8 protein-coding genes are annotated in these 12,775 nt (G+C 71.0%); 2 read left to right on the top strand and 6 right to left on the bottom strand.

What is annotated here, in order from left to right:
* Positions 1–72: 72 nt before the first annotated feature.
* Positions 73–1,584, top strand: coding sequence for an MFS transporter (locus ACIBTU_RS33445; RefSeq protein ID WP_399130427.1), 1,512 nt, complete (start codon positions 73–75; stop codon positions 1,582–1,584).
* A gap of 94 nt (positions 1,585–1,678) precedes the next feature.
* On the opposite strand, the gene serA is transcribed toward ACIBTU_RS33445, so the two are convergent.
* From serA to ACIBTU_RS33415, 6 genes are all read right to left on the bottom strand, one after another.
* Positions 1,679–3,283: a phosphoglycerate dehydrogenase gene (gene serA, locus ACIBTU_RS33440; RefSeq protein WP_399130426.1), complete on the bottom strand. Its 1,605-nt coding sequence runs from the start codon at positions 3,281–3,283 to the stop codon at positions 1,679–1,681.
* A 258-nt stretch (positions 3,284–3,541) separates the two neighbouring features.
* Entirely contained in the window at positions 3,542–4,543 is a 1,002-nt protein-coding gene (gene ilvC / locus ACIBTU_RS33435) for a ketol-acid reductoisomerase (protein WP_399130425.1), read from the bottom strand.
* A gap of 127 nt (positions 4,544–4,670) precedes the next feature.
* Entirely contained in the window at positions 4,671–5,195 is a 525-nt protein-coding gene (gene ilvN, locus ACIBTU_RS33430) for an acetolactate synthase small subunit (RefSeq protein ID WP_188336713.1), read from the bottom strand.
* A 28-nt stretch (positions 5,196–5,223) separates the two neighbouring features.
* Entirely contained in the window at positions 5,224–7,074 is a 1,851-nt protein-coding gene (locus ACIBTU_RS33425; protein ID WP_399130424.1) for an acetolactate synthase large subunit, read from the bottom strand.
* A gap of 266 nt (positions 7,075–7,340) precedes the next feature.
* Positions 7,341–10,208 carry a putative bifunctional diguanylate cyclase/phosphodiesterase gene (locus ACIBTU_RS33420; RefSeq protein ID WP_399130423.1) on the bottom strand — a complete coding sequence of 956 codons (2,868 nt, stop codon included), beginning with the start codon at positions 10,206–10,208 and terminating at the stop codon, positions 7,341–7,343.
* A gap of 501 nt (positions 10,209–10,709) precedes the next feature.
* Positions 10,710–11,648 carry a 2-hydroxyacid dehydrogenase gene (locus ACIBTU_RS33415; RefSeq protein ID WP_399130422.1) on the bottom strand — a complete coding sequence of 313 codons (939 nt, stop codon included), beginning with the start codon at positions 11,646–11,648 and terminating at the stop codon, positions 10,710–10,712.
* 75 nt (positions 11,649–11,723) lie between these two features.
* Between ACIBTU_RS33415 and ACIBTU_RS33410 the strand changes: the two genes are divergently transcribed.
* A complete protein-coding gene (locus ACIBTU_RS33410; protein WP_399130475.1) occupies positions 11,724–12,725 on the top strand; it encodes an aldo/keto reductase in 1,002 nt (333 codons plus the stop codon).
* Positions 12,726–12,775: the final 50 nt, after the last annotated feature.

Here is a 12,775-nt window from a genome sequence, read left to right as displayed (position 1 = left end):
ACAAGCGTCATGGACATACGTTTTAGACGCTCGTCATATACAAGCGTATAGAACGGCGCTAGCGTTCTTCCCATGACGACCAAGACCCCGCGGCGACGCGCCGCAGCCACCCCGGCCAACCCCTGGACCGCCTTCTGCGTCCTCCTGCTTCCGCTGCTCCTCGTCTCCATGGACGTCTCCGTCCTGTACTTCGCGATCCCGGAGATCAGCCAGGAGCTGCACACCACCGCCACCCAGCAGCTGTGGATCTTCGACATCTACGGGTTCGTGCTGGCCGGTCTGCTGCTCACCATGGGCTCGCTCGGCGACCGCATCGGCCGCCGCAAGCTGCTCCTCATCGGGGCCGGGGCGTTCGGCGCCGCCTCCGTCCTCGCCGCCTACGCGCCGAGCGCCGAGGCCCTGATCGCGGCCCGCGCGCTGCTCGGCATCGGCGGCGCGACCCTGATGCCCTCGACGCTCGGCATCGTCCGCTCGCTGTTCACCGACGCCGCCCAGCGCGCCAAGGCCATCGGCATCTGGTCCGGCGCGATGGCCGGCGGCGTGGCCCTCGGCTCGGTGATGTCCGGGGTGATGCTGGAGCACTTCTGGTGGGGCTCGGTCTTCCTGGTCAACGTGCCGGCGATGCTGCTGCTCCTGGTGGTCGGCCCGCTGCTCCTCCCGGAGAGCCGCGACCCCGAGGCCCCGAAGCGCTTCGACCTGCTGTCCGTGCCGCTGTCCATGGCGACCGTGCTCCCGGCCGTCTACGGCCTGAAGAAGATCGCCGCCGACGGCTTCGAACCCCGCCACCTGCTGTTCCTCGCGGCCGGCCTGGTCTTCGGCATCCTGTTCGTCCACCGCCAGCGGACCGTCCCGCACGCGATGATCAGCCGCGCCCTGTTCACCCGGCGGGTCTTCACCACGGGCATCGCGCTCAACACCCTGGTCATGTTCGCGATGATGGGCTCCGCGTTCTTCACCACGCAGTACCTGCAGTCGGTCCTCGGCCGCGCCCCGCTCGAGGCCGCCCTCTGGTCGCTCGCCCCGTCGCTGCTCATCGGCGGCTTCGCCCCGGCCGCGGCCGCCGTCGCCCAGAAGACCGAGAAGCGGTACGTGATCGGGGGCGGGTTCCTGATCGCCGCGGCCGGGTTCGCCCTGATGTCGCAGGCCGGGACCGACTCCCTGCTCCTCGTCCTCGCCGGCGCCGGGGTGCTCGGCTGCGGTGTGGTCTCGGTCGCCTCGATCGTCACCGACCTGGCCCTGAGCGCCACCCCGGCGGACAAGGCCGGCACGGCGGGCTCCCTCCTGGAGACCGGCCAGGAGTTCGGCGGCGCGCTCGGCATGGCCGTCCTCGGCTCGGTCGGCACCGCGGCCTTCCAGGCGGGCCTGCCGGCGGGCGCCCCGGGGACCCTGGGCGAGGCCGTCGCCGTACCCGGTCTGGCCGACGCCGCCCGCGCCGCCTTCGTGGACGGCATGGCCTGGGCCTCGTACACGGCGATCGCCGTCCTCCTGGCCGGCGCCTGCCTCGCCTTCACCCTCCTGCGCGGCAACGGGCAGGAGGCCGCCGAGGAGCCGTCGCCCGAGCCGGCCCCGGAGCCGGTCGGCTGACCCGCCCGCGCACGACCCCGGGAAACGCCGAAGGGCGGCCGCCCCGTACGCCAGACGTACGGGACAGCCGCCCTTCCGGGCTTGCCGGTGTCACTTACTCCGAGAGGTTCACCGCGCGGGCCGAGGTCGCGCCGATCTCCGAGGCCAGCTCGTTCAGCACGGCCGGGGCCACCGTGTCGTCGACGGTCAGGACGGCCAGCGCCTCGCCGCCCACGTCGGCACGGGCGACCTGCATGCCCGCGATGTTGATCCCGGCCTCGCCGAGGACGCGGCCGACGGTGCCGACGACACCCGGACGGTCCTCGTAGCGCAGGACGACCATGTGCTCGGCGAGCGCCAGGTCCACGTCGTAGTCGCCGACGGCGACGATCTTCTGGAGGTGCTTCGGACCGGCCAGCGTGCCGGAGACCGCGATCTCCTGGCCGTCGCCGAGGGTGCCGCGCACCGTCACCACGTTGCGGTGGTCGGGCGACTCGGAGGAGGTCGTCAGCCGGACCTCGACACCGCGCTCCTGCGCGAACAGCGGCGCGTTCACGTACGACACGGTCTCGTCGACGACGTCCTCGAACACGCCCTTGAGCGCGGACAGTTCGAGCACCTTCACGTCGTGCTGGGTGATCTCGCCGTAGACCTCGACGTCGAGACGCGCCGCGACCTCGCCCGCGAGCGCGGTGAAGATCCGGCCGAGCTTCTCGGCGAGCGGCAGACCCGGCTTGACGTCCTCGGCGATGACACCGCCCTGCACGTTCACCGCGTCGGGGACGAGCTCGCCGGCCAGCGCCAGACGCACCGAGCGGGCGACGGCGATGCCGGCCTTCTCCTGCGCCTCGTCGGTCGAGGCGCCCAGGTGCGGGGTGCAGACGACCTGGTCGAACTGGAACAGCGGGGAGTCCGTGCAGGGCTCCTTCGCGTACACGTCCAGACCGGCGCCCGCGACGCGGCCCTCCTTGAGCGCCGAGTACAGCGCCTCCTCGTCGACGATCCCGCCGCGCGCGGCGTTCACGATGCGCACGCTCGGCTTGACCTTGTGCAGCGCCTCGTCACCGATCAGACCGAGGGTCTCCGGCGTCTTGGGCAGGTGCACGGTGATGAAGTCGGAGACCTCGAGCAGCTCGTCCAGGGAGAGGACCTTGACGCCCATCTGCGCGGCCCGCGCGGGCTGCACGTAGGGGTCGTAGGCGACGACCTTCATGCCGAAGGCGCTCATGCGCTGGGCGACCAGGGCGCCGATGCGGCCGAGGCCGACGACACCGAGGGTCTTCTCGGCCAGCTCGACACCGGTGTACTTGCTGCGCTTCCACTCGCCGTTCTTCAGCGCGGCGTTCGCCTGCGGGATGTTGCGCGCGGTGGCGACGAGGAGGCCGCAGGCCAGCTCGGCGGCGGTCACGATGTTGGACGTCGGGGCGTTGACGACCATGACTCCGGCCTTGGTGGCGGCGGAGACGTCCACGTTGTCCAGACCGACACCGGCGCGGGCGACGACCTTGAGCTTGCGGGCGGCGGCGATGGCCTCGGCGTCCACCTTGGTGGCGGAGCGGACCAGGATCGCGTCGACGTCGGCGATGGCGGGCAGCAGCTCGGCGCGGTCCGCGCCGTTGCACCGGCGGATCTCGAAGTCGGGGCCCAGGGCGTCGACGGTGGCGGGCGACAGCTCTTCAGCGATGAGTACGACGGGTTTGCCGTTGGCAGCAGTGCTCACGTGAGTCCTCACAAGTCCCAATGCGGACGGCCGTCCCGACGGCCGCAGGCGATGGAGGGGTGGGTGCATGGCCGCGTGGAAGACGCACGACGCTGTGGGCCCGACGCGAATAATTCAGCAGTGTAGTGGCGCGTGGGAGACAGTCATGCGCCTCCCTGGAAGGATCACCCGTCCGTGGCTGGACGGGATGGACAACCGTGTGGACGTCCGATGGAGAACGGGGCCGCGGCAGATGCCGCGGCCCCGTTCCGCGAAGGCTTACGCCTCGTCGTCGTTCACCCAGCTCATGAGCTTGCGCAGCTCCTTGCCGGTGGTCTCCAGGAGGTGCTGCTCGTCCTGGGTCTTGTACTCGTTGTACTTCTTCAGGCCGCCGTGGTACTCGGCCATCCACTCCTTGGCGAAGGTGCCGTCCTGGATCTCGGCGAGGACCTTCTTCATCTCGGCCTTGGTGGCGTCCGTGATGATGCGCGGGCCGGTGATGTAGTCGCCCCACTCGGCGGTCTCGGAGACCGACCAGCGCATCTTCTCCAGGCCGCCCTCGTACATGAGGTCGACGATGAGCTTCAGCTCGTGGAGGCACTCGAAGTACGCGATCTCCGGCTGGTAGCCGGCCTCGGTCAGCGTCTCGAAGCCCGCCTTGACCAGCGCGGCGGTACCACCGCAGAGGACGGCCTGCTCACCGAACAGGTCGGTCTCGGTCTCCTCGGTGAAGGTCGTCTTGATGACGCCGGCGCGGGTGCCGCCGATGCCCTTCGCGTAGGAGAGGGCGAGCTCGAAGCCCTTGCCCGTGGCGTCCTGCTCGACGGCCGCGATGCAGGGGACGCCGCGACCCTCCTCGTACTGGCGGCGCACCAGGTGACCCGGGCCCTTGGGGGCGACCATGGCGACGTCGACACCGGCCGGGGGCTTGATGAAGCCGTAGCGGATGTTCAGGCCGTGGCCGAAGAACAGCGCGTCGCCGTCCTTCAGGTTGTCCTTGATGGACTCCTCGTAGACCTGGGCCTGGATCGGGTCCGGGACCAGGATCATGATGACGTCGGCCTCGGCGGCGGCCTCGGACGGCGTCACCACGCGCAGGCCCTGCTCCTCGGCCTTGGCCTTGGACTTGGAGCCCTCGTGCAGACCGACGCGGACGTCGACGCCCGAGTCGCGCAGGGACAGCGCGTGGGCGTGGCCCTGGGAGCCGTAGCCGATCACCGCGACCTTGCGGTTCTGGATGATGGACAGATCGGCGTCGTCGTCGTAGAACAGCTCGGCCACTGGGGTTCTCCTTGGTGTGCTGGTGTTGCGTCCCACCGTACGGCGGGAGAAGGACGGGAAGTTGTCAGGTCTCGCGATGCGAGCAGCCGGGCCGCGCGCGACGGGTGCGCGCGGCCGGCGGGGTGCCTCAGGCGCTCCGGTCGAGAGCGCGCAGGCTGCGGTCGGTGATGGAGCGCGAACCGCGGCCGATGGCGATGGTGCCGGACTGGACGAGCTCCTTGATGCCGAAGGGCTCCAGCATCTTGAGCATGGCCTCCAGCTTGTCACTCGATCCGGTGGCCTCGATGGTGACGGCCTCGGGCGAGACGTCCACGGTCTTGGCGCGGAACAGCTGGACGATCTCGACGATCTGCGAGCGGGTCTCGTTGTCGGCGCGCACCTTGGCGAGGACGAGCTCGCGGGCGACGGCGGCACCGGGCTCCAGCTCGACGATCTTCAGGACGTTGACCAGCTTGTTGAGCTGCTTGGTGACCTGTTCGAGCGGAAGGTCCTCGACGTTCACCACGATGGTGATGCGGGAGATGTCGGGGTGCTCGGTGATGCCGACGGCGAGCGAGTCGATGTTGAAGCCGCGGCGCGAGAAGAGGGCCGTGATCCGGGCCAGGACACCGGGCTTGTTCTCGACCAGGACGGAGAGCGTGTGCTTGGACATTTCGATGGCCTCTTAGAGTCTCTCTCGCTCAGTCGTCTTCGTTGTCGCCGAAGTCCGGGCGGACGTCCCGGGCGGCCAGGATCTCGTCGTTGGAGGTGCCGGCGGCGACCATCGGCCACACCATGGCGTCCTCGTGGACGATGAAGTCGATCACGACGGGGCGGTCGTTGATCGAGTTCGCCTCCTCGATCACCTTGTCGAGGTCCTCGGGGCGCTCGCAGCGGATCGAGTAGCAGCCCATGGCCTCGGACAGCTTCACGAAGTCCGGGACGCGCGTGCCCTTGTTGGGCGGGGTCTCGCCGTCCGGGCCCGCGTGGAGCACGGTGTTCGAGTAGCGCTGGTTGTAGAACAGGGTCTGCCACTGGCGGACCATCCCGAGCGCGCCGTTGTTGATGACGGCGACCTTGATCGGGATGTTGTTCAGGGCGCAGGTGGTGAGCTCCTGATTGGTCATCTGGAAGCAGCCGTCGCCGTCGATCGCCCAGACCGGCTTGTCCGGCGCGCCGGCCTTGGCGCCCATCGCGGCGGGGACCGCGTAGCCCATGGTCCCGGCACCGCCCGAGTTCAGCCAGGTGGCCGGGCGCTCGTACTTGATGAAGTGCGCGGCCCACATCTGGTGCTGGCCGACACCCGCGGCGAAGATCGTGTCCGCGGGGGCGAGCTGACCGATCCGCTCGATGACCTGCTGCGGGGACAGCGAGCCGTCCTCCGGCTGGTCGTAGCCGAGCGGGTACGTGTCGCGCCAGCGGGACAGGTCCTTCCACCAGGCGCTGTAGTCGCCCTTGTGGCCGTCCGCGTGCTCCTTCTGGACCGCCTGGATCAGGTCGGCGAGGACCTCGCGGGCGTCACCGACGATCGGCACGTCGGCCTCGCGGTTCTTGCCGATCTCCGCGGGGTCGATGTCGGCGTGGACGATCTTGGCGAACGGGGCGAAGCTGTCCAGCCTGCCGGTGACGCGGTCGTCGAAGCGGGCTCCGAGGGCGACGATCAGGTCGGCCTTCTGCAGCGCGGTGACGGCGGTGACCGCACCGTGCATGCCCGGCATTCCCACGTGCAGCGGGTGGCTGTCGGGGAACGCGCCGAGCGCCATCAGGGTGGTGGTGACGGGCGCTTCGGTGAGCTCGGCGAGGACCTTGAGCTCCTGGGTGGCGTGGGCCTTGAGGACACCGCCGCCCACGTAGAGGACGGGCCGCTTCGCGTTCGTGATGAGCTTCGCGGCCTCGCGGATCTGCTTGGCGTGCGGCTTGGTCACCGGGCGGTAGCCGGGCAGGTCGGTCTGCGGCGGCCAGGTGAAGGTCGTCTGCGCCTGCAGCGCGTCCTTCGCGATGTCGACGAGGACGGGGCCCGGGCGGCCGGTCGAGGCGATGTGGAACGCCTCGGCGATCGTCTTGGGGATGTCCTCGGCCTTGGTGACCAGGAAGTTGTGCTTGGTGATCGGCATGGTGATGCCGACGATGTCCGCCTCCTGGAAGGCGTCCGTGCCGATCGCCTTGGAGGCGACCTGGCCGGTGATCGCGACGATCGGCACCGAGTCGAGGTGCGCGTCGGCGATCGGGGTGACCAGGTTGGTGGCGCCGGGACCCGAAGTCGCCATGCACACACCGACCTTGCCGGTGGCCTGCGCGTAGCCGACGGCCGCGTGGCCCGCACCCTGCTCGTGCCGCACGAGGATGTGGCGGACCCGGGTGGAGTCCATCATCGGGTCGTACGCGGGAAGGATCGCACCGCCGGGAATACCGAATACGGTGTCGGCCCCGACCTCCTCAAGCGAGCGAATGAGGGACTTCGCACCCGTGACGTGCTCGACGGGGGCGGACTGCTGTCCTCCGGAACGGGGCCGCGGCTGCGGATGGTGGGCCCCGGTGGCCTGCTCGGTCATCGGCTTCTCTTCTCGATGCTGAGGGTTTTTGCGAGGGTTGTGCGGGTTTCTTACACAATGCGGTGCGGGGTGCGAGGGCTCCGAATCGGCACTGGTGCAACAAAAAACCCCTCGTGCCGTGAGGCAAGCGAGGGGAGCGCGCCGGATACGGTCGCTGGGGATTCCGGTCTTCGGACCGGTGGGTCCCAGCTTCAGCCGACGCGCTTTCCAAGTACGAGAATTCGGGTGCGCATGGCATTGACCTTCCCCCCGGCGCGCCATATGTGTCAAGTAGGTGGGACGGGGGTCTCATTATGTGAACGCGAGGCCGGTACGCCCGCGAACACCGGCTCGGCGGGACCGGCCGGAACCGGGTACTCCCCCGAGGCCAGCGCACGGCGCAGCCGGTACTCGTCGAGCGGCCCCGAGAACGCCATGCCCTGCCCCTGGGTGCAGCCCATCGCCCGCAGCGCGACGACCTGCTCGGGCAGGTCGACCCCGTCCGCCACGGAGGCGAGGCCCAGGTCCCCGGCGATCCGCAGCAGCCCGCTGGTGATCTTGTGCAGCCGGGCGGACTCGACGACACCCTCGACGAGCGAGCGGTCGAGCTTGAGCATGTCGACGGGGAGCCTGCGCAGCGCCGTGATCGCCGCGTAGCCGCTGCCGAAGCCGTCGAGGGCGATCCGGACCCCGAGCCGGCGCAGTCCCGTCAGGCGGCGCTCCAGCTCGTCCAGAGGCACTCTGGGGTCGCTGTCGGCCAGCTCGATGACGAGCGCCCCGGAGGGCAGCCCGTGCCGGGTCAGGAGTGCCTCGACGGAGCCGAGCGGCATCGACCGGTCCAGGAGACGGCGGGCGCCGATCCGGACCACGACCGGGGTGGCGTGCCCGCTGCGGCCGCGCTCGGCGGCCTGCGCGACGGCCTCCTCCAGCATCCAGCGGCCCAGCTCGGCGGTCTTCTCACCGTCCTCGGCGACCCGGAGGAACTCGGCGGGCGTGAAGAGGATGCCCTGCGAGGAGCGCCAGCGGGCCTGGGCGGCGACGGCGGTGATCCGGCCGTCGTCGAGCGACACCACCGGCTGGTGCAGCAGGACGAACTCGCCCTCGTGGAGCGCGGAGCGCAGCCGTCCCGCCAGCTCGGCCTTGCGCACGACGTCGGCCTGCATCTGGGGGGCGTACAGCTCGACGCGACCCTTTCCGGTGGCCTTGGCGCGGTACATCGCGAGGTCGGCGTTGCGCAGGAGCTCGCCCGCGGTGATGTCGGGCTCGGCGAAGGCCACGCCGATGGAGGCGGCCACCCGGACGTCCTGGTGCCCGTCGAGCGCGTAGGGCTGGGAGAGCGTGACCCTGAGCCGGTCGGCCAGCTCGTAGATGTGCTGCTCCCGCGCGGAGTGGTCACGGCCGCCGTCACCGACGATCAGTGCGGCGAACTCGTCGCCGCCGAGCCGGGCCGCGGTGTCCGAGGCGCGGACGGATTCGGCGAGCCGGCGCGCGGCCTGGACGAGCAGCTCGTCACCGGCCTGGTGGCCGATGGTGTCGTTGACCTGCTTGAAGCCGTCGAGGTCGATGAAGAGCACGGCGGTGCCGCGGTCGCTGGCACGCCGCCCGGTGAGCGCGAGGCCGACCCGCTTGGTGAACAGCGACCGGTTGGGCAGGTCGGTGAGCGGGTCGTGCTCGGCGTTGTGCTGCAACTGCGCCTGGAGGCGGACCCTCTCGGTCACGTCCCTGCTGTTGAGGATCAGGCCGCCGTGGTGGCGGTTGATCGTGGACTCCACGTTCAGCCAGGCCCCGGCGCCGGAGCGGAAGCGGCACTCGATGCGGGTGGTGGGCTCCTCGACGGCGCTGGCGGCGAGAAAGCGGCGGATCTCGTGCACCACGCGCCCGAGGTCCTCGGGATGGATGATCGAGGCCAGCTCGGAGCCGACGAGGTCGTCGGCCTCCCGCCCGTAGACCCCCGCGGCGGCCGGGCTGACGTAGCGGAGGATCCCGTTCGGAGCGGCGATCATGATGACGTCGCTGGAGCCCTGGACGAGCGAACGGAAGTGGTTCTCCTTCTGGGCCAGCTCCTGGGTCAGCGTGATGTTGTCGAGGAGCATGATGCCCTGGCGCACGACGAGGGCCAGGACGACGGTGCAGGCCGTGAAGAGGACGATCCGGTCGACACGGTGGCCGCTCAGCACGTTGTAGAGGATGCCCAGCGTGCAGACGGCGGCGGCCAGGTACGGCGTGAGCGCGGCGAGCGAGCCGGACATGGGGCGGGTGTGGCCGAGCTGGTACCGGGCGGGGGCGGGGCCCTGGTGCGCCGGCCGCGGTCCGGGCCGGCCCCCGCGCCGGTGTCCCACCCAGGGCGCGTGCGCGAGCAGCAGCGATCCGGCGAACCAGCCGGCGTCGAGGATCTCTCCGGAGCGGTAACTGGCGTGCAGGAGCGGCGAGGTGAACAGGGCGTCGCACATCACGGTGAGGGCCAGGGCGCCGATCGCGGTGTTGACCGCCGTGCGGTTGCCGGGTGAGCGGCGGAAGTGCAGGGCGAGCACCATGCTGACGAGAACGATGTCGAGCAGGGGGTACGCGAGTGAGAGCGCGGTGCGGCTGACGCTCTGCCCCTCGGACTCGGCGGTGTGCGCGAGGGCCAGGCTCCAGGAGAGCGTGACGAGGGATCCGGCGATGAGCCAGGCGTCGAGCGCCAGGCAGATCCAGCCGGCCTTGGTCACGGGCCGCTTGGCGAGGACGAGCAGGCCGATGATCGCGGGCGGCGCGAAGCAGAGGAAGAACAGGTCGGCGAGGCTCGGGGTGGGCACGTCGATCTGCAGGACGAACTCGTACCAGCCCCACACCCCGTTCCCCAACGAGGCCATCAGGGAGGAGAGGGCGAACAGGAGCCAGGCGGGCTTGAAGCGGCTGTGGCGACTGCGCGCGTAGAGGAAGTTCGACACGGCGGCGGTGCCGGCGGCGAGGCTCAGGCCGAAGTCGCCCATGAACAGGGCCACTCGCTCGGAGCCCCAGCCCAGTAGTGAACCCGTGGCGAAGGCCGCGCAGACGAGGGCGAGCGCCAACTGGACACCCATGACGCGGCCGCGCTCCGGGGCGCGGGACGGGAGCGGTGCGCCGGGGTGCAGTGCGGCGCCCAGCGCGGTCGGCGGCGACGGGTGGGCGGTCACCGGGCCGCCTCGGTCCGTCGGGTCGGGCCGGCGTCGCTCCGGCCCGGGCCCGGGTGCGGGTGCCGCCGGCGGCCCGGGCGCAGGCTGCCGCGGCACGCAGGCTTCGTGCGGCAGGCCGGACTTCGCCCGTGCATGGGTGTGCTGGAGGGTCGCCGTCGGCGGCCCCGCCGCGTCGGATCGTTCGCCCATAGGCCGTACATCGCCCGTCGCCCCCCTCGCAGTCCGTCACTCGTCCCCGGCGCCGCATGCCGCACGGCGCTGCCCCAGTCGGGACGATACACCAGACTCGTCACTCAGGGACATAGTCTCTCTACGCTCCGTGACGACCAGCGACGATGCGCGCACGGGGTGGAGCCGGGCGGGCGCGGAGCGTGTGCACCCGACGGCGGGCGGCCGCACGGGAGTTGTCCGTGGGGCCGGTGGTGCTCCAGTCGACCGGTGAGACGGGCGGGACCGTCGGGTCGGCCGGGATCAGCCGTGGCCGACCGGGATCAACCAGGGTCAGCCGGTGGTGAAGACGACGTTCTCGAGCGGCTCCCCCGCCGCGAAGCGCGTGAGCTGCGCGGCCATCAGCCGCTTCGCGCGCGGCAGGAAGGCGGACGTGGGTCCGCCCACGTGCGGCGAGATGAGCACTCCCGGAGCCTGCCACAACGGGTGCTCCCGGGGCAGCGGTTCGGGATCGGTGACGTCGAGCGCCGCGGTGATACGGCCGCTCTCCAACTCCTTGAGCAGCGCTTCGGTGTCCACGACGGGGCCGCGTCCGACGTTGACGAGCAGGGCCCCGTCCTTCATCCGGGACAGGAAGTCCGCGTTCACGAGACCGCGGGTGTCCTCCGTGAGCGGGGTGACCACGACGACGACGTCGGCCTCGGGGAGCAGCGCGGGCAGGTCGGTGAGCGGGTGCACGGGGCCGCGCTCCGTCGTGCGGGCGGAGCGCGCGATGCGCGCCACCCGCGCGACCTCGAAGGGCACGAGCCGGTCCTCCACGGCGGAACCGATCGCGCCGTAACCCACGATCAGGACGTTCTTGTCGGCGAGCGCGGGCCGGAATCCGCCGCGCCACTCGCCGCGGTCCTGGCCGCGCACGAAGTCGGGGATCCCGCGCAGCGAGGCGAGGATCAGGGTGAGCGCGAGCTCGGCGGTACTGGCGTCGTGCACCCCGCGCGCGTTGCACAACTGGACCCCGGGCGGCAGGTGCGGGAGTCCGGCCTGCACGTGGTCGACACCGGCGGACAGCGTCTGCACGGCGCGGAGCGAGGACATCCGCGGCATCGGCCGGGTGCCGACGCCCGGCGGCTTCATGTACGGGACGACATAGAAGGCGCAGTCGGCGGGGTCGGCGGGAAAGTCCGGTTCACCGTTCCAGAAGCGGTAGTCGAGGCCTTCCGGGAGACCCGGGATCTCGTCGGCGGGGAACGGCAGCCATACATCACCAGTCATGTCAGGAGGCTATGTCAGACGCGTCGGGAGGCAGAGGTTAGGTTGGTGGCCGAAGACAGGGAGGGTCACGGGCAGGTGGAGCGCAAGGCGATCGGCGCGGCGGCGCTCGAGGTGGGTGCTGTCGGACTGGGCTGCATGCCGATGAGCTGGGCCTACACCGGCTCTCGGCAGCGTGGCGAGGAATCCCTGCGGACCGTGCACGCCGCGTTGGACCGGGGGTGTTCGCTTCTCGACACCGCCGACATGTACGGGCCGTTCACCAACGAGCTGTTGCTCGGGCGGGTGTTGAAGGAGCGGCGGGCGGACGCGTTCGTCTCGACGAAGGTGGGGCTGCTCGTGGGCGAGCAGCACGTCGTGGCCAACGGACGTCCGGGGTACGTCAGGCGGGCGTGCGACGCGTCGCTGCGGCGGCTGCAGACGGACGTGATCGATCTGTACCAGTTGCATCGCGCGGACCCGGAGGTGCCGGTCGAGGAGACCTGGGGCGCGATGGCGGAGCTGGTGAGCGCAGGCAAGGTGCGTTCGCTCGGGTTGTGCGCGGTGGGGGCGCGGGCCGCGCGGCGCGGCGGCCGGGCCGGACTGCATGCGGGAACGATCCGCCAACTGGACCGGATCCAGCAGGTGTTCCCGGTGAGCTCGGTGATGGCCGAGCTGTCGGTGTGGTCCACCGAGGCGTTGGAGACGCTGCTGCCGTGGTGCCGGGACCGGGGCGTCGGGTTCCTCGCGGCGATGCCGCTGGGCAACGGGTTCCTGTCCGGCACACTGACGCCCGGGCAGGGCTTCGAGCCGGACGACGTGCGGGCCCGGCACCCCCGGTTCACCGCGGAGATGATGGCCGCGAACCAGCCGGTTGTGGCGGGGCTGCGCCGGGTCGCGGCCCGGCACGGCGCGGACGTGACGCCCGCGCAGGTGGCCCTGGCCTGGGTCCTCGCGCAGGGTCCGAACGTGGTGCCGGTGCCGGGGGCCAAGCACGAGCGCTGGGCGGTGGAGAACGCGGCGGCGGCCGGGCTGCGTCTGACGGCCGCGGACCTGGCGGAGATCGCCGGTCTGCCGGCCGCGCAGGGATCTTGGGACTGAGTTCGGGAACCTGAACGGCGCGAGCGGTGTATGAACGAGAGAACCGTGGC

Source organism: Streptomyces sp. NPDC050145 (assembly GCF_044460245.1).
In the GTDB taxonomy this organism is placed as follows: domain Bacteria; phylum Actinomycetota; class Actinomycetes; order Streptomycetales; family Streptomycetaceae; genus Streptomyces.
This window is presented reverse-complemented; position numbering and strand designations above follow the sequence as displayed.

Bases quoted from the DNA above. Each gene is read 5' to 3' on its own strand.
- ilvN (WP_188336713.1), bottom strand. From the start codon at position 5,195: ATGTCCAAGCACACGCTCTCCGTCCTGGTCGAGAACAAGCCCGGTGTC.
- ACIBTU_RS33415 (WP_399130422.1), bottom strand. From the start codon at position 11,648: ATGACTGGTGATGTATGGCTGCCGTTCCCCGCCGACGAGATCCCGGGT.
- ACIBTU_RS33425 (WP_399130424.1), bottom strand. From the start codon at position 7,074: ATGACCGAGCAGGCCACCGGGGCCCACCATCCGCAGCCGCGGCCCCGT.
- ACIBTU_RS33445 (WP_399130427.1), top strand. From the start codon at position 73: ATGACGACCAAGACCCCGCGGCGACGCGCCGCAGCCACCCCGGCCAAC.